The sequence below is a fragment of the Trinickia caryophylli genome (assembly GCF_034424545.1).
In the GTDB taxonomy this organism is placed as follows: Bacteria; Pseudomonadota; Gammaproteobacteria; order Burkholderiales; family Burkholderiaceae; genus Trinickia; species Trinickia caryophylli.
Window position 1 is genome coordinate 1,378,133 of record NZ_CP139970.1, and the last position, 16,516, is coordinate 1,394,648.

Annotated in this window: 14 protein-coding genes; 10 read left to right on the forward strand and 4 right to left on the reverse strand. The window is 66.4% G+C overall.

Translation table 11 applies throughout. From position 1 onward, the window contains the following. Positions 1 to 166: 166 nt before the first annotated feature. Positions 167 to 2,497 carry an ATP-dependent DNA helicase RecG gene (gene recG / locus U0034_RS06230; protein ID WP_085223362.1) on the reverse strand — a complete coding sequence of 777 codons (2,331 nt, stop codon included), beginning with the start codon at positions 2,495 to 2,497 and terminating at the stop codon, positions 167 to 169. 162 nt (positions 2,498 to 2,659) lie between these two features. Here recG and queA point away from each other — a divergent pair, with 162 nt between their 5' ends. The 5 genes from queA to secF all read left to right on the forward strand — a co-directional run bounded on the left by queA (position 2,660) and on the right by secF (position 8,584). Continuing rightward, the gene (queA, locus tag U0034_RS06235) at positions 2,660 to 3,709 is read left to right on the forward strand and encodes a tRNA preQ1(34) S-adenosylmethionine ribosyltransferase-isomerase QueA (RefSeq protein ID WP_085223360.1); all 1,050 of its coding nucleotides are present in this window, start codon (positions 2,660 to 2,662) and stop codon (positions 3,707 to 3,709) included. Positions 3,710 to 3,842: 133 nt separating this feature from the next. Then, a complete protein-coding gene (gene tgt / locus U0034_RS06240) occupies positions 3,843 to 5,027 on the forward strand; it encodes a tRNA guanosine(34) transglycosylase Tgt (protein ID WP_085223358.1) in 1,185 nt (394 codons plus the stop codon). Between the two features lie 89 nt (positions 5,028 to 5,116). Beyond that, entirely contained in the window at positions 5,117 to 5,446 is a 330-nt protein-coding gene (yajC, locus tag U0034_RS06245) for a preprotein translocase subunit YajC (RefSeq protein WP_085223356.1), read from the forward strand. 106 nt (positions 5,447 to 5,552) lie between these two features. Next, the gene (secD, locus tag U0034_RS06250; protein WP_085223354.1) at positions 5,553 to 7,604 is read left to right on the forward strand and encodes a protein translocase subunit SecD; all 2,052 of its coding nucleotides are present in this window, start codon (positions 5,553 to 5,555) and stop codon (positions 7,602 to 7,604) included. A 29-nt stretch (positions 7,605 to 7,633) separates the two neighbouring features. After that, positions 7,634 to 8,584, forward strand: coding sequence for a protein translocase subunit SecF (gene secF / locus U0034_RS06255; protein WP_085223352.1), 951 nt, complete (start codon positions 7,634 to 7,636; stop codon positions 8,582 to 8,584). 219 nt (positions 8,585 to 8,803) lie between these two features. Here secF and U0034_RS06260 read toward each other — a convergent pair whose 3' ends face one another. The 3 genes from U0034_RS06260 to U0034_RS06270 all read right to left on the reverse strand — a co-directional run bounded on the left by U0034_RS06260 (position 8,804) and on the right by U0034_RS06270 (position 10,683). Beyond that, entirely contained in the window at positions 8,804 to 9,385 is a 582-nt protein-coding gene (locus U0034_RS06260) for a YceI family protein (protein ID WP_085223350.1), read from the reverse strand. Between the two features lie 127 nt (positions 9,386 to 9,512). Beyond that, complete coding sequence (locus tag U0034_RS06265; protein WP_085224368.1) at positions 9,513 to 10,088, reverse strand: YceI family protein; 576 nt, start codon at positions 10,086 to 10,088, stop codon at positions 9,513 to 9,515. Positions 10,089 to 10,104: 16 nt separating this feature from the next. Beyond that, positions 10,105 to 10,683 (reverse strand): cytochrome b, encoded by a 579-nt coding sequence (locus tag U0034_RS06270; RefSeq protein WP_085223348.1) that lies wholly within the window; start codon positions 10,681 to 10,683, stop codon positions 10,105 to 10,107. A gap of 329 nt (positions 10,684 to 11,012) precedes the next feature. On the opposite strand from U0034_RS06270, the gene U0034_RS06275 reads away from it, so the two are divergent. From U0034_RS06275 to U0034_RS06295, 5 genes are all read left to right on the forward strand, one after another. Beyond that, positions 11,013 to 11,675, forward strand: a complete 663-nt coding sequence (locus U0034_RS06275) for a paraquat-inducible protein A (protein WP_085223346.1) — start codon at positions 11,013 to 11,015, stop codon at positions 11,673 to 11,675. After that, positions 11,672 to 12,379: a paraquat-inducible protein A gene (locus tag U0034_RS06280; protein ID WP_085223344.1), complete on the forward strand. Its 708-nt coding sequence runs from the start codon at positions 11,672 to 11,674 to the stop codon at positions 12,377 to 12,379. Before U0034_RS06275 ends, U0034_RS06280 begins: the two co-directional genes overlap by 4 nt. After that, on the forward strand, positions 12,376 to 14,016 hold the full coding sequence (locus U0034_RS06285) for a PqiB family protein (protein ID WP_085223342.1): 1,641 nt from the start codon (positions 12,376 to 12,378) through the stop codon (positions 14,014 to 14,016). Before U0034_RS06280 ends, U0034_RS06285 begins: the two co-directional genes overlap by 4 nt. Beyond that, positions 14,013 to 14,705: a PqiC family protein gene (locus U0034_RS06290; RefSeq protein ID WP_085223340.1), complete on the forward strand. Its 693-nt coding sequence runs from the start codon at positions 14,013 to 14,015 to the stop codon at positions 14,703 to 14,705. Before U0034_RS06285 ends, U0034_RS06290 begins: the two co-directional genes overlap by 4 nt. Positions 14,706 to 14,987: 282 nt before the next feature. Beyond that, positions 14,988 to 16,286 carry a THUMP domain-containing class I SAM-dependent RNA methyltransferase gene (locus U0034_RS06295; protein WP_085223338.1) on the forward strand — a complete coding sequence of 433 codons (1,299 nt, stop codon included), beginning with the start codon at positions 14,988 to 14,990 and terminating at the stop codon, positions 16,284 to 16,286. The last annotated feature ends 230 nt before the right edge of the window (positions 16,287 to 16,516 follow it).

A 16,516-nucleotide genomic window follows, 5' to 3' on the forward strand; every position in this document is an offset into this window, starting at 1 on the left:
CGCTGCAAAGCCTTCGGAGACCGGCCATGGGGGCGAGTCGGCAAACGTTTCCCGATTTCGGCTGCACAAACCACATCTGTAGGGATTTTCTGCCCGATCTTTAAGGCAATTGCCAATGATACTCATTGACAATTGTTGATACTCCTACCGTTTGTAACCAGCCGTATCACGCCTTGAGGAATTGTTCGCGCCCCCCGAGCCAGCGCCCAAGGTGTTGCGCCACCGTCTCGGGATAATCGGACATGAGGCGTGCCGCCGCCTCTCGTGCCGGCTCGATGAGCCACGCGTCATGCTCGAGGTTGGCAAAACGCAACATGGCCGCCCCCGATTGACGCGCCCCGAGAAATTCGCCCGGGCCGCGGATCTCGAGGTCGCGCCGAGCGATTTCGAAGCCGTCGGTCGTCTCGCGCATCGTCTTGAGCCGCGCACGCCCCGTGAGCGACAGCGGTCCGCCATAAAGCAGCACGCAGACGGAAGCCGTGCTGCCGCGGCCAACCCGCCCTCGCAACTGGTGCAATTGGGCAAGCCCGAACCGTTCCGCATGCTCGATCACCATCAGCGAGGCATTCGGCACGTCCACGCCCACTTCAATAACCGTCGTGGCCACGAGCAGTTGGACCTCGTTGCGCGAAAACGCATCCATGACGGCGGCCTTTTCGGCAGGCGCCAGACGGCCATGCACGAGCCCCACGCGCAATTCGGGCAAGGCCGCGACGAGCGTCTCGAACGTTTCGACGGCCGTCTGCAACTGCAGCGTCTCGCTTTCCTCGATGAGCGGACATACCCAATACACCTGCCGCCCGCCGAGCGCCGCCTCGCGCACGCGCGCGATCACTTCGTCGCGGCGCCCATCCGATATGAGCTTGGTCACGATTGGCGTCCGGCCCGGGGGCAGTTCGTCGATCGTCGATACGTCGAGATCGGCGTAATACGTCATCGCGAGCGTGCGCGGAATCGGCGTGGCCGACATCATCAGCTGATGCGGCTGAAAGTCGCTCGCGCCGTCGGCCGCGCGATGCGCCTTGGCCCGCAGCGCGAGCCGCTGCGCGACGCCGAAGCGGTGCTGTTCGTCGACGATGACGAGGCCGAGCCGCGCGAATTCGACGGTGTCCTGGATGATGGCGTGCGTACCGACCACGAGCTGCGCGGCGCCCGATGCCGCGGCTTCGAGCGCCGCGCGCTTGTCTTTCGCCTTGAGGCTGCCCGCGAGCCAGGCCACGCTCACCCCCAGCGGCTCGAGCCAGCCGCGCAGCTTGCGGGCATGCTGCTCCGCCAGGATTTCCGTCGGCGCCATCATCGCCGCCTGGTAGCCCGCGCCGATCGCCTGGGCAGCGGCAAGCGCCGCCACCACGGTCTTGCCGCTGCCGACGTCGCCCTGCAAGAGCCGCTGCATCGGATGCGGCGCGGCCAGGTCGCCCGAGATTTCCGCGCTGACGCGCCGCTGCGCGCCCGTCAGCGCGAACGGCAGCGCGCCGAGCAGCCGGGCCGTGAGCGAGCCCGCGTCCGCCTCGGCCGGCCGTGGCATGGGCGGCGCCGTGCGGCGGCGCCGTTCGTCGTGCGCGCGCTTGAGCGAAAGCTGCTGCGCCAGCAACTCGTCGAACTTGATGCGCGCCCAGGCGGGATGGGTGCCGTCGATGAGCGCCGTTTCATCCGCATCCGCACTCGGATGATGCAGCGTGCGCACGGCCTCGTCGAGCGGCGGCAGGCCGAGCGGGCGGCACAGGGCGTTCTCCACCGGCTCCGGCAGAAGTTCGGGCAGCCGCGTGCACGCGAGCGCATTGTCGATCGCCTTGCGCAGGTAGGCTTGGGATACACCGGCCGTGCTCGGATAGACGGGCGTGAGCGCCTGCGGCAGCGGCGTATCGTCCTCGACCGGCCGCACCGCCGGGTGCACCATCTCGAGCCCGAAAAAGCCCCCGCGCACATCGCCGCGCACACGCAGGCGGTGCCCCACCGCCATCTGCTTCACCTGCGAGCCGTAGAAGTTCAGGAACCGCAGCATCAACTCGTGGCCAGCTTCGTCGCGCAGCTTGACCACGAGCTGGCGCCTGGGCCGATAGGCGATCTCGTTGTCGACCACGACCCCTTCCGCCTGTGCCGTTTCGCCGGGCAGCAACTCGCCGATCGGCGTGAGCGACGTTTCGTCCTCGTAGCGCATCGGCAGATGCAAGACGAGATCGATGTCGCGCAGCAGGCCGAGCTTGGCGAGCTTGTCGGCCGGCTTCGGGGCGGACTTCGGCGCCTGCTTTTGCGGCTGCTTCGGCGCCTGGTTTGCCCCCTTGGGCGCGGATGCGGCGTCATCGGCCGCCGGCTGCCTGTCGGTGGCCGGGGTAGCCGGGGTAGCCGGGGTAGCCGCAGCGGCCGGTCCGCGCTTTTTCACCCGCGCCACCGCGCCGCGGCGCGGGCCGGCTGCCGGCTCGCCCGCATGCGGCAATGCCCCGGCGGAATCGACGGCATCGGCCAGGGGTTCGGACGGGCTGCGGCGCGGCAAGGGCATGACTCTCTTCGCAAGTACAATATCGGTTTTCGTTCATTCGATCGCGCTGCACACGCGCGAAGCGGGCCTGGATGATCGCTCGCGGCTGCCGCGATCTTGCGATCATAGCGGCTCGCAGCGCTCGCGCACGCCGCGGCGCGGTGCAGTGCGGATCAACCCAGCATGTTCACGCTTTCCGATTTCGATTTCAATCTGCCGCCCGAACTGATCGCGCAAGAAGCGCTGCCCGAACGCAGCGCGAGCCGCCTGCTCGAGGTCGACGCGGCGCACGCGCCGGCGCGCCTCGTCGATCGCCGCTTCGCCGAGCTGCCCGATTGCCTGGCGCCCGGCGACCTGCTCGTATTCAACGATACGAAGGTGATCAAAGCACGCTTTTTCGGGACCAAGGCGAGCGGCGGCAAGATCGAGGTGCTGATCGAGCGCCTGACCGGGGAGCGCACGGCGCTCGCGCAGATCCGCGCGAGCAAGAGCCCTGCGCCAGGCACGACGCTGCGCCTGGCCGACGCCTTCGACGTCTCGGTGGGCGAGCGCGTCGAGCCGTTCTACACCCTGCATTTCCCCGCGCCGTGTCTCGCGCTCATCGAGCGCCACGGACGTCTGCCGTTGCCGCCCTATATCGAGCACGATCCCGATTCGACCGACGAGGCGCGCTACCAGACGGTGTTCGCGCGCAACCCCGGCGCCGTGGCAGCGCCCACGGCGGGGCTGCATTTCGACGACGCGGTTCTCGCGCGGCTCGAGGCACGCGGCATCGAACGGGCGACGCTCACGCTGCACGTCGGCGCAGGAACCTTCCAACCCGTGCGCGTGGAAAATATCGCCGAGCACAAGATGCACAGCGAGTGGTACCAGCTCCCGCAGGCGCTCGTCGATAAAATCGCGGCCACGCGGGCGCGCGGCGGGCGCGTCGTCGCCGTCGGCACCACCTCGCTGCGCGCGCTCGAAGCCGCCGCGCGCGACGCCGAGGCGGCGGGCGGGCCGCTCGCGGCCGCCACGGCGGAGACCGACATCTTCATCACGCCCGGCTACCGGTTTCGTCTCGTCGACCGCCTCGTCACGAACTTCCACCTGCCGAAGTCGACCCTGCTGATGCTCGTGTCCGCGTTCGCGGGCATGGACACGATACGCGCCGCCTACCGGCACGCCGTCGAAGCACACTATCGCTTCTTCAGCTACGGCGACGCCATGCTGCTCACGCGGCGGGACGGCTGATTTCCTCGCCGTGGGGCTCGCTCTGCGGCTTTCGCCCGCGCAAGACCAATTCGCGCGCGGGTGCTCGTGCGCATTTCGCCGGGCCGCGCCGCACCGCGACGCGCCCGGCGGTACAAGAAGCAAGGAGTTTTGAATGACCGAAGGTCATCGCCATCATCCGAACGCCGCTGCGTCCACCGTCGCGGGCGGCTTGCGGTTCGAGCTCATCGCGACCGACGGGCAGGCGCGTCGCGGGCGGCTCACGCTCAATCACGGCGTGGTCGAGACGCCGATTTTCATGCCGGTGGGCACCTACGGCACCGTGAAGGCGATCCAGCCGCGCGAGCTCGAAGAAATTCAGGCGCGCATCATTCTCGGCAACACGTTCCATCTGTGGTTGCGCCCGGGGCTCGAAACGATCGCCGCGCACGGCGGGCTGCACGACTTCATGGGCTGGCGGCGGCCGATCCTCACCGACTCCGGCGGCTTCCAGGTCTTCTCGCTCGGCGATTTGCGCAAGATCACCGAGGACGGCGTGACGTTCGCCTCGCCGATCAACGGCGACAAGCTCTTCCTGTCGCCCGAAGTGTCGATGCAGATCCAGAAGGTCCTGAACTCGGACATCGTCATGCAGTTCGACGAGTGCACGCCGTATGCGACCGACGGCGTGCCGACCTCGCACGCCGACGCGGCCGGGTCGATGCGCATGTCACTGCGCTGGGCGCTCCGCTCGATCGACGAATTTTCGCGGCTCGCGAACCCCAACGCGCTCTTCGGCATCGTGCAGGGGGGCATGTACGAGGACTTGCGCGAGGAGTCGCTTGCGGGTCTCGCTGAAATCGGCTTTCACGGCTTGGCCGTGGGCGGCCTGTCTGTTGGCGAGCCGAAGGAGGACATGCTGCGGATCCTCGATTTCATCGGCCCGCGGCTGCCCGCCGACAAGCCGCACTATCTCATGGGCGTCGGCACGCCCGAGGATCTCGTGGCCGGGGTCGCGGCCGGCATCGACATGTTCGACTGCGTGATGCCGACGCGCAACGCGCGCAACGGCTGGCTCTTCACGCGCTTCGGCGATGTCAAGATCCGCAATGCCGTGCACAGGAATTCGCTGCGCCCGCTCGACGAATCGTGCGGTTGCTACACTTGCCGCCATTTCACGCGCGGCTATCTGCATCATTTGCACCGCGTCGGCGAAATTCTCGGTGCGCAGTTGAATACGATTCACAATCTGCATTACTACCTGGAACTGATGAGCGAAATCCGCACCGCCATCGAGACCGGAACTTTCGACGCTTTTCGCAAGCGCTTCGCCGAGGAGCGCGCAAGAGGCGTCGAATAAGCCTCGGACCGCCGTCGCCGCTTGGCGCCGGTGGTAAAATACGCGGCCCTTTTTCGATCGTCCCGATCGTTTTTAACGGAGAAACCAACGTGTCGCTGATTCCCAACGCATTCGCGCAAGGCGCAGCCGGCGGTGGAGCCGAGTCGAGCCTGATGAGCTTTTTGCCGCTCATCCTCATGTTCGCGGTGCTCTATTTCATCATGATCCGCCCGCAAATGAAGCGCCAGAAGGAGCATCGCAATATGCTGGCGGCGATGGCCAAGGGCGACGAAGTGGTGACCACCGGCGGCGTCGTCGGCAAGGTGACGAAGGTCGGCGAGGCGTATGTCGGCGTCGAGATCGCCGAGGGAACCGAGATCACCGTGCAAAAGGCCGCCGTGACGACGATCCTGCCCAAGGGCACGATCAAGTCGCTCTGACGCGACCACACTCCGCGCGCGGCGGCTACGCGCGCGGCCGGCGCGCCGAAAGCCGCGCTCAGCCGCGCCCCGACGCCCTCACGCCCACACCCGTTCGGCAGACCCCATGAATCGTTATCCCCTCTGGAAATATGTCGTGATGGTCGTGGCGCTCGCCATCGGCCTTCTCTACACATTGCCCAACTTCTTCGGCGAAGCGCCGGCGGTGCAGGTGTTGAGCGGCAAGGCCACCGTCAAGCTCGACGCCACCACGCTCTCCGAGGTCGAGGCTGCGCTGGCCGCGAACCAGATCAAGCCCGACGACGTCACGTTCGACAACAACGCGGCGAACCCGACCATCCGCGTGCGGCTGAAGGACACCGACACCCAGCTCCACGCGAAGGACGCACTGCAAAAGGCGCTGAACCCCGATGCCGGCGATCCGCAGTACGTCGTCGCGCTGAATCTGCAAAGCGCCTCGCCGCGCTGGCTTTCCGCGCTGCACGCGCTGCCGATGTACCTCGGCCTCGACTTGCGCGGCGGCGTGCACTTCCTCATGCAGGTGGACATGGCCGGCGCGATCAACAAGCGCCTGGACGCCGATGCGTCCGAAGCCCGCACGCTCCTGCGCTCGAAGAGCATCCGCGAGGGCGGCGTCAATCGCGTCGGCCAGAGCGTCGTCGTCAGCTTCGCCGATCCCGACGCGGCGAACCGCGCCCGCGGCGAGCTCGCCAGCGCGGTGACGGAGCTGCAGTGGAACAGCCGGCCCGCGGCCGGCGGCGGCGTGGAGCTCGTCGGCACCTTCGCGCCGGCGCAGCAGCAGGCGGTCGAGGAAGCCGCCGTCAAGCAGAACATCACGACCCTGCACAACCGCGTCAACGAACTCGGCGTGGCCGAGCCGATCATCCAGCAACAAGGCGCCGATCGCATCGTCGTCGAGCTGCCGGGCGTGCAGGACACGGCCAAGGCGAAGGAAATCATCGGCCGCACGGCCACCCTCGAAGCCCGCCTCGCCGATCCGCTCAACACGCACCCCACCCCCGGCGCGCCCGTGCCGGCCGGCGACGAGCTCTTCACCGAAGGCAATCAGGTGCCGGTACTGCTGCGCAAGCAGGTCATCTTCACGGGCGACAGCATCATCGACGCTTCGGCGGGCTTCGACGAGCATCAGCGGCCGTCGGTCAACATCCGACTGAATTCGTCGGCCGGCCGCGAACTCGCCAGCGTCTCGCGCGACAACCTGTATAAGCCGATGGCGATCGTGCTCTTCGAAAAGGGCAAGGGCCAGGTGCTCACGGTCGCGACGATCCAATCCGAGCTGGGCGACCGCTTCCAGATCACGGGCCAGCCCACGCCGCAGGCGGCCACCGATCTCGCCTTGCTGCTGCGCGCGGGCTCGCTCGCCGCGCCCATGGACATCATCGAAGAGCGCACGATCGGCCCGAGCCTCGGCGCCGACAACATCAGGAAGGGCTTCGACTCGGTTGTCTACGGCTTCGCGGCCATCGCCGCCTTCATGATCGCCTATTACCTGCTCTTCGGGCTCGTCTCGGTCATCGGCCTGTCGGTGAACCTGCTGCTGCTCGTCGCCGTGCTGTCGATGCTTCAGGCCACGCTCACGCTGCCCGGCATCGCGGCCATCGCGCTCGCGCTCGGTATGGCGATCGACTCGAACGTGCTCATCAACGAGCGCGTACGCGAGGAGCTGCGCAACGGCGCGCCGCCGCAGTTGGCCATCCAGAACGGTTATGCGCATGCCTGGGCCACGATCATCGACTCGAACGTAACCACGCTGATCGCCGGCCTCGCACTGCTTGCCTTCGGGTCCGGTCCGGTGCGCGGCTTCGCCGTGGTGCACTGCATCGGCATTCTCACGTCGATGTTCTCGGCGGTGTTCTTCTCGCGCGGCCTCGTCAACCTTTGGTATGGCGGCAAGAAGAAGCTGAAGTCGCTCGCGATCGGGCAGGTGTGGCGTCCGGCCGGCGCCGGCGCGTCCTACGCGGGTGTCGATACGGATGCCGATGCCGAGGGTGCGGCGCAAGCCCCCGCGCTCAACGCGCCGGGCAACGCGGCTGCCGCGCCGAAAGCAAGGAACAAGGGTGGCCGCGAAGGAAAGCCGGTGCTGCGCAATCGCGCGCGCGACGGCGCGGCCCCGCGTAAACCGGGCTCGCCCAGCTAACGGGTCCATCGGGCTCCGGAGATCAGAACATGGAATTTTTCCGCATTCGCAAAGACATTCCGTTCATGCAGCGCGCGTTGATCTTCAACGCGATCTCGTTTCTCACCTTTTTCGCAGCGGTGTTCTTTCTGCTCCATCGCGGGCTGCATCTGTCGGTGGAATTCACCGGCGGCACGGTGATCGAGGTGCAGTATCCGCAGGCGGCACAACTCGAGCCCGTGCGCGAAACGCTCGGCAAGCTCGGCTACCCTGACGCGCAGGTGCAGATTTTCGGCACCTCGCGCGACGTCATGATCCGCCTGCCGCTCAAGGCCGGCCTCAGCTCGTCGCAGCAGAGCAATCAGGTCATGGACGCGCTCAAGCAGCGCGACGCGGCCGCCCAGTTGCAGCGCGTCGAGTTCGTCGGTCCGCAAGTCGGCAAGGAACTGGCAACGAACGGTCTGCTCGCGCTCGCCTGCGTCGTCGCGGGCATCATGATTTACCTGTCGTTTCGCTTCGAATGGAAGTACGCGGTGGCCGGCATCATCGCCAACCTGCACGACGTCGTGATCATTCTCGGCTTCTTCGCATTCTTCCAGTGGGAGTTCTCGCTATCCGTGCTGGCCGCCGTGCTGGCCGTGCTCGGCTACTCGGTGAACGAGTCGGTCGTCATCTTCGACCGGATCCGCGAAACGTTCCGGCGCGAACGCAAGATGGGCGTGATCGACGTCATCAATCACGCGATTACGAGCACGATGTCGCGTACGATCATCACGCACGGTTGTACGCAGATGATGGTGCTGTCGATGTTCTTGTTCGGCGGCCCGACACTGCACTACTTCGCGCTCGCGCTGACCATCGGCATTCTCTTCGGCATCTACTCGTCCGTGTTCGTCGCGGCCGCGCTCGCGATGTGGCTCGGCGTCAAACGCGAAGACCTGCTCAAGGAAAAGCGTCCGCGTCACGACCCCAACGATCCGAACGCGGGCGCCGAGGTCTGACGCACGTTCGGGGCGGCCCACCCGGTCAAGGCGTTTCGAACACCGTCGACGCCTGGCCGAGAAACGTTTCCCGTCCAACGCCCAACGATCGCGTGGCCATCCGGCCGCGCGATTTTTTTTGCCCACCCGCATCGCGCACGCGCGCCCGACAAACAAAGAAAAGCCGCCACGGGCAGGCGGCCCGAGGCGGCTGGTGGCGGATGCGGCGCGCCGGCGGATTTATTGCTGCTTGACGCCTTCAGCCTGGATCTGAAGCGCCGTTTCCATCTTGAAGCCGTACTGCTTGCCGAAGTCAAGACCGTAGTCGGCGCGGTCGAACTTCGCACTGGCTTCGACGCCGCACACTTCACGCTTGAGCATCGGATGCATCATGCATTTGAACGAATCGATCTTCAGGTTCAGCGGTTTCGTCACGCCATGCAGCGTCAGCGTGCCGATGACCTCCACGGGCTTGTCGCCGTCGAACTTGATCTGAGTGCCCTTGTACGTAGCGGCCGGGAATTTCGAGGTATTGAAGAACTCGTCGCCCTTCAGGTGATCGTCGAGCTTCGCGTTACCGGTGTCGATCGAGGCCGGATCGATCGTGACGTCGACGGTTCCCGTCTTGGCCTGACGATCGAGCGTCACGGTGCCGGCTGCCTTCGTGAACTTGCCGCGCCAGACAGACAGGCCGCCGAAGTGGTCGGCCGCGAAGCTCGGGTAGGTGTGGCTCGGATCCAACTGGTACGTGTCGGCGGCGAAGACACCGCACGAGAGGGAAGCGGCGATCGCCGCGGCGGCGGCCAGAACGGTCGTTTTCAAAGGACTCTCCTTATACGAGCAATAAGTGCGTTAAATGCGCACAACGCGCAGAAAGCGAAAAAACGTCAACAACGCGACAGCGAGCGGACAGAACCCCGGGGGCAGCCCCGGGGCCGGGCGTTCGGTTTCACGCCTTTTTAGCCGAACCGGCAACGACGATATGGAACTTGATGATGACCTCGTCCGCAACGACAGAGGTGTCTTTCCATTCGCCGGTGCCGACCCCGAACTGCAGGCGCTTGATCGGCAATGCACCGTCGAATACCTGCAACGGACCTTGCTGTGTCACGGTCACGGGCACGGTTACGTCCTGCGCGTGGCCCTTGATCGTGATCTTGCCCTTCACGTTGTATTTATTGCCGCCCGCCGGGGCGATAGCGCTCGAGACGAACGTCGCCGTCGGATAGCTCTTTGCATCGAACCAGTCCTTGCCCGCGACCTGGTTGTTGTATTCCTTGTCGCCGAGATCGTAGCTCGCGACATCGATGGTGAACTGCGCGCTGCCGGCGGTTGGCTTGGCCGGATCGAAGCTCACCTGCGCGGTGAACTTGTTGAACTTGCCGTCTACCGGCACGTTCATCTGCTTGGACGTGGCCACGATCGAGCTTTTGGCGGTGTCGACCTCGGCTCGCGCGGCGCCGCTCGCGGCGAGCGCCGTCGCGGCAAACGCGGCAAGCATGTAGCGATAAAACGAAGCTTTCATCTTCATGTGGTTGAGCTCAGGAGGAGGATCGTTTCAAAAACGGGATCATCCGCGCGAGCAGCCCGTCGCGGTCGATCCAATGATGCTTGAGCGCCGCGGCCACATGCGCGAGCACGAACGCGCCGAGGACATAATCGAGCGTCACGTGCGCCGTCTTCAACACTTCCTTCAACGTCGGATCGGGCGCGATGATGCGCGGCAGCGGCACAAGGCCAAGGTAGACGACAGGCACGTTGGCAGCCGAGCTGTACAGATAGCCGGTGACGGGCACCGCGATCATCAGCAGATAAAGCAGTCCGTGCACGGCATGGGCGGCGGTGCGCTGCCATGCCGACATTCGCTGAGGCAACCCGGGTGCTTCGTGCGTGAGGCGCCAGAGGATCCGCAGCAGCGCGAGCGCGAAGACCGTCACCCCGATCCACTTGTGCCACGAGAAATAGCGGAGCTTTTGCGGCGTGAAGCCGGGAATGTCGGTCATGACGAGGCCGATCGCGAAAGCGCTCACGATCAAAAGCGCGATAAGCCAGTGCAAGGCGATCGCAGTGCGCGTGTAAGCCTCGGCAGAGGCAAATGAAGGCAGTCGTTCAGTCGACATATGAAGCGGCGGCGATTGAGCGCGAGAAAAAAAATGAAAGGGCGGATATCGCAACAACGAACGGGCGACGGTCCTTATTCCACACCGGCGCCATGCTACCGCAAGCGGGGATGGCGTGGGGAAGGCGCCCGGCCCCGATTCCGGCTGCTTGCGGCGCATGGCCGGGCGTCCCAGCCGCGAGGACACGCCCGGCCGGCAACGAAACGAAATATGCGGCGCTGCCCGGGCCGAGTTGCCGCAAATCCCCTTTTGGTAAGATGGGCGCGGGTTTGCGGCCCCTGGCCACGACCCCGATCTGCCCCGAACCGTGAGGACCGCAGCCCGTGCCTATGAACCGCCTGAACGTGATTGCATGCCACGAATGCGACGCACTGTTGCAAAAACCGCACCACGCGCAACAGGCGAACACACGCTGCCCACGCTGCGGAGCCATCCTTTTCCGCTCGAGCGCGATGCATATCGACCGCATCGCCGCCCTCGCGCTCGCCGCGCTGATCACGTTCGTGATCGCTCAGGGCTTTCCGATCGTCGAGCTCGAACTCAATGGCAACACGTCGCAAACGACGCTGATGGGCGCGCTCGTGGCACTGTGGAGCGAGGGCATGGAACTCGTCGCCGTCATCGTCTTCTGCTCGACCATCCTCTTTCCGCTGATCGAGCTCGTCGCGCTGCTCTACGTGCTGATGCCGATACGCTCGGGCGTCGTACCGCCTGGGTTCAATCTCGTCTTGCGCGCCATTCAGTTCGTGCGCCCATGGGGAATGGTCGAGGTGCTGATGCTCGGCATTCTGGTCACGATCGTGAAAATGACTTCGCTCGCACGCGTGGTTCCGGAAGCCGCGCTCTTCGCCTTCGGCGGCCTCACGCTGATGCTCGCCGTCGTGGTCATGTTCGATCCGCGGGCGCTCTGGGACATCGCCGATTCGCTCGAGAACCGGCGTGCCGATACGGCGGGCACGGACGCAGCCCGATCCCACCCGGGCGCGCGATGAAGTACACAACGGCGGCGCGCACAGGACTCGTCGGCTGCCATGCATGCGGCAACGTCGAGCCGCGCGTGCGGCCGGCGCACGGCCATCAGCATTGCTCGCGCTGCGGCGCCGCGCTGCACCTGCGCAACCCCGACAGCATCATGCGAACATGGGCGCTCCTCATCGCGGCGGCGCTGCTCTACATCCCGGCCAATCTGCTGCCGGTGCTGCACACGAGCTCGCTCTTCGGTGACGAAGACGACACCATCATGAGCGGCGTCGTGTACTTCTGGGTGTCCGGAGACTGGCCGCTCGCCGTCATCGTCTTCGTCGCCAGCATCCTCGTGCCGATGATGAAGCTCTCGGTGCTCGCCCTGCTCGCCGCCACCGCCCAGCAACGTTCGCCGTGGCGGCCGCTCGAGCGCACCCGGCTCTACCGCATCGTCGAGCGCATCGGCCGCTGGTCGATGCTGGACGTATTCGTCGTCACGCTGACCGTCGCGCTCGTGCGCTTCAAGTCGCTCGCCGTCATCACCGCGGGCTGGGGCGCGCTTGCGTTTGCCGCCGTCGTCGTACTTACGATGCTGGCCTCGCTGCAATTCGACCCTCGCCTCATCTGGGATGCCATCGATGACGATGGCGAAGGCAACGGCCAAAACGAAGCCTACGGACGCGGCCGCCCCACGCCCCCTCGCCGCAGCAACGATTCAGGAACCACGCCATGACCAGCCCGCAAGGACAGCCCCCCCGATCCAACGGCGGCGGGAATTTGCCGCCCGATCTGCCAGAGCCGCTGAGCGCGCGGCGCGGCGGCTGGCTGCCATCGCTCGTCTGGCTCGTGCCGCTCATCGCCGCATTGATCGGCATCTCGCTCGTCGTCAAATCGATCGCCGAGCGCGGCCCGACGATCACAATCAGCTTTTCGACGGCCGAAGGGCTCGAGCCCGGCAAGACCAAGGTCAAGTACAAGGACGTCGATATCGGCGCGGTCAAGACGATCCGGCTCTCGAAGGACCACCGGCGCGTGCTGGTCGAGGTACAGCTCTCGAAGGAAGCCGAGGATTTCGCGGTAGAGGACACGAAGTTCTGGATCGTGCGCCCGCGCATCGGCACGAGCGGCGTATCGGGGCTCGGCACGCTGCTGTCGGGCGCCTACATCGGGGTCGATGCGGGGCGCTCGCACAACGCCGAATCGAGCTTCGTCGGGCTCGAAAAGCCGCCGGCCGTGACGGGCGACCAGCGCGGCCGCCGCTACACGCTGGAGGGCGGCTCGCTCGGCTCGATCGACATCGGCTCGCCCATTTATTACCGGCGCGTGCAGGTAGGCCAAGTGGTCGGTTTCTCGCTCGACAAGGACGGCACCGGCGTGACGATCGAAGTCTTCGTCGACGCGCCTTACGATCAATACGTGGGCACCAACTCCCGCTGGTGGCACGCGAGCGGCGTCGATCTGCGCCTCGATTCGAGCGGGCTCAAGCTGAACACGCAATCGCTCGCAACGGTGATCATCGGCGGCATCGCGTTCGAGTCGCCTCCTGGCCAGGCGGTAGGCGAAACGGCGCCCGACAACGCGGTGTTCCGCCTCGCCTCGAACGAGGGCGATGCGATGCGCGAACCCGATGGGCCGCCCGTCACCGTGGTCATGAAGTTCAATCAGTCGCTGCGCGGGCTGTCGCCGGGCGCGACGGTCGATTTCCGCGGCATCGAGCTCGGTGAGGTCACCCAGATTGGCGTCGAGTATGACCCGAAGGCGCGCAACTTCACGATGCCGGTCACGATCAACCTCTACCCCGACCGGCTCGGCAAGCAATTCCGCGAAGCGATCGCGCGCGGCGGCCCGAGCGCCGGCAACGATCTGCTGAGCACGCTCGTCGCGCATGGTCTGCGCGGCCAGTTGCGCACGGGCAATCTGCTCACGAACCAGCTTTACGTGGCGCTCGATATGTTCCCGAACGTGCCGAAGGCGGCGGTCGACGTGAGCAAATCGCCGATCGTACTGCCGACCGTACCCAACACGCTCGATGAACTGCAGCTGCAAGTAGCGGACATCGCCAAGAAACTCGACAAGATACCGTTCGACGAAATCAGTCAGAACCTGAACGGCACGCTCAAGAACGCGAACAACCTGTTCAAGCAGCTCGACACCGAGCTCGCTCCGCAGGCACGCGAGACGCTCGCGGCCGCCCGCCAGACGTTCGGTGCCGCGCAAGCGACGCTGCAGCAGGATTCGCCGCTGCAGTCGGACATGCATCAGGCGCTCAATCAGCTCACCCAAACGCTGCAATCGCTCAATGCGCTTGCCGACTACCTGGAACGGCACCCCGAATCGCTGCTTCGCGGCAAGCCCAAGGACCAACCATGATGGATGCATGCCTTTCGCGCGGCACGCGCGCCCTGCTCCGCCTCACGGCGCTTGCCGCCGCTCTGGCGCTCGCCGCCTGCGCCTCGCCCGCGAGCCGCTTCTATACGCTCGGCGCCGGCAGCGGACCGGCAGGCGGCGACGCGCCGGGCGCGGCCCGCACAGCCGGGGCCAAACCGGCGTTCCTCTTCGAATTGGCGCCAGTCGACGTGCCGTCGCAAGTGGCGCGCAACCAGCTCGTCGTGGAAGCGGGCGGTTCGCGCGTCGACGTCCTCGAGCAGGAACGCTGGGCCTCGCTTCCGGGCGACGAGATCCGCCGCGCGCTCTCGGGCGATCTCGCGGCCCGGCTCGGCACGTTCGACGTCTATGGCGCGCCCTATCCTGCCGGCGTACCCGTCTATCGCGTGACGGCGAACGTGCGCCGCTTCGAGTCGTGGCCGGGCGAGCGGGCCGTGCTCGATGCCGTCTGGAGCGTGCGTGCCGTCAGCTCGCAGTCGGTTCTGACGTGCCGGACGCTCGCGGACGTGCCGGTGGGTGCAGGCTACGCCGCGCTCGTGGAAGGCCACCGGCGCGCCGTGGCGCAAATGGCCGATCAGATCGCGGCGGTCCTGCGCGCGCAACGCGGGCCGTCGCAGCCGGTGCCGCCGGCCGACATCGACTGTACCGTGGGACGCCCGACGCCAGTCAAATGAGCGCGGAGCTCGAACGGTTGCATTGCCCTCGGCCCCATCGAGCGCTATCGGACGCCGCCTGCTCGGGAACGAGCCGGGGAAAATCCCAAGCCTCGGTGGCTGCGTGTCTCGGTGGCTGCGTGTTCCTGACGCCCGCGTGCGACCGCGGTATTTAGTCGGGCCACACGCTCGGCCGGCATAAGGCAATCGATCTGCTCGTGCCAGGGACCAGCGCATCGGCCCGGGAGTGCCCGCTGCGGCGGGCCGCGTACAATGGCGTCTTTGCACGCCTTGTGTCGCCTTATGTCCTCCCCCACGCCGTTCGATTTTTTCGCCCCCTGCCCGCGCGGGCTCGAAGCCGCACTTGCAGCCGAACTCGCGGAGATCGCCGCGCGCCTCGCGCGTGACGCGACCGCACCCGCCCTGTTCGAAGCCGGCTCACAGGTGCCCGGCGGCGTGCATTTTCGCGGCGGCTGGCCGATCGGCATGGCCGCCAATCTGCATTCGCGCATCGCCAGCCGTGTCTTGCTCAAAGTCGCCGAGCGACCCTATCGCAACGAGCAGGACATTTACGCGCTTGCCGCGGAGCAGCGCTGGGAACAGTGGTTTTCCGCGAACGAAACGCTGCGCGTGGATCTGACCGCGATCAAATCGCCGCTGCGCAGCCTCGAGTTCGCCACGCTGCGTGTCAAAGATGCGATCTGCGACCGCCTGCGCAGCATCAGCGGCGCGCGCCCGAGCATCGACACGGCGCAGCCCGATGTGCGCGTGTTCGCCTTCCTCACGGCCGATGCCTGCACGCTCTATCTCGACACCTCGGGCGAGCCGCTTTTCAAGCGCGGCTGGCGCCTCGACAAGGGCGCGGCACCGCTGCGGGAAAACCTGGCGGCAGGCATCCTGCGCGTCGCGGGCTGGGCGCCCGGCACGCCGCTTTACGATCCGATGTGCGGCAGCGGCACCTTTCTCGCCGAAGCCGCGCAGATGGCACTCGGCGTCGCGCCCGGCGTCGAACGCCGCTTCGGCTTCGAAAAGCTCAAGCAATACGACGTCGGCGCGTGGCAGGCCATGAAGGTCGCCGCCCTCGACGCGAAGCGCGCCGCACGCGCGACGGACGCCGCCACCTTGCAGGTTTTCGGCAGCGACATCTCCGGCGACATGCTCGAAAAAGCGCGCGCCAATCTCGCGCGAGCCGGCGTGCCTGCGCTCGCCCTCAAGCAGATCGACGCGCGCGCGATGACGCCGCCTTGCACGACACCCGGCATCATCGTCGCCAATCCGCCCTACGGCGAGCGGATCGCCGTTCGCGGGCGAGGGCCTCGCGACGCCGGCGGCGATGGCTTCCGGCGCGCACAGGACGAGACACCCGACGCCGAGTTTTTCCACGCCTTCGGCGACGCGCTCAAGCAGCGCTTCGCGGGCTGGCGCGCGTTCGTACTCACGGCCGACCGCAAGCTTCCCGGGCAGATGCGCCTGCGGGAATCGGCCAAGACGCCTCTTTTCAACGGCGCGCTCGAGTGCCGGCTCTTCCGCTTCGATCTCGTGGCGGGCAGCGTGAAATCACGCTCGGCCGGCACATCGGAAGATACGACGCGCGCCGGGTAAATCGCGACGCGCAGTACCAGGCACAGCCAGGCAAAACCAGGCAGTACCCCGCAGAAGCAGGCAAAAGCAGACAAAAACGAGCTGACGCGGCGCGGGAGGCAATCCGCGCCGCACTTCGCTGCAAGCCCCATCAAGACACGTCCGCTCCCGGTCGAAAACCGCGCCTTCGGCGTTCGTGCCCGCCGCGCGCGCCCCTCGGCGCGTCCTTCGCTCCCTCATTCCTCCCGCCA

What these genes read in the sequence shown, in the direction of transcription:
- U0034_RS06275 (WP_085223346.1), top strand. Translation starts at nt 11,013, where the DNA reads ATGAACCGCCTGAACGTGATTGCATGCCACGAATGCGACGCACTGTTG.
- U0034_RS06265 (WP_085224368.1), bottom strand. Translation starts at nt 10,088, where the DNA reads ATGAAAGCTTCGTTTTATCGCTACATGCTTGCCGCGTTTGCCGCGACG.
- secF (WP_085223352.1), top strand. Translation starts at nt 7,634, where the DNA reads ATGGAATTTTTCCGCATTCGCAAAGACATTCCGTTCATGCAGCGCGCG.
- U0034_RS06285 (WP_085223342.1), top strand. Translation starts at nt 12,376, where the DNA reads ATGACCAGCCCGCAAGGACAGCCCCCCCGATCCAACGGCGGCGGGAAT.
- queA (WP_085223360.1), top strand. Translation starts at nt 2,660, where the DNA reads ATGTTCACGCTTTCCGATTTCGATTTCAATCTGCCGCCCGAACTGATC.
- U0034_RS06295 (WP_085223338.1), top strand. Translation starts at nt 14,988, where the DNA reads ATGTCCTCCCCCACGCCGTTCGATTTTTTCGCCCCCTGCCCGCGCGGG.
- U0034_RS06280 (WP_085223344.1), top strand. Translation starts at nt 11,672, where the DNA reads ATGAAGTACACAACGGCGGCGCGCACAGGACTCGTCGGCTGCCATGCA.
- U0034_RS06270 (WP_085223348.1), bottom strand. Translation starts at nt 10,683, where the DNA reads ATGTCGACTGAACGACTGCCTTCATTTGCCTCTGCCGAGGCTTACACG.
- recG (WP_085223362.1), bottom strand. Translation starts at nt 2,497, where the DNA reads ATGCCCTTGCCGCGCCGCAGCCCGTCCGAACCCCTGGCCGATGCCGTC.
- tgt (WP_085223358.1), top strand. Translation starts at nt 3,843, where the DNA reads ATGACCGAAGGTCATCGCCATCATCCGAACGCCGCTGCGTCCACCGTC.
- U0034_RS06290 (WP_085223340.1), top strand. Translation starts at nt 14,013, where the DNA reads ATGATGGATGCATGCCTTTCGCGCGGCACGCGCGCCCTGCTCCGCCTC.
- secD (WP_085223354.1), top strand. Translation starts at nt 5,553, where the DNA reads ATGAATCGTTATCCCCTCTGGAAATATGTCGTGATGGTCGTGGCGCTC.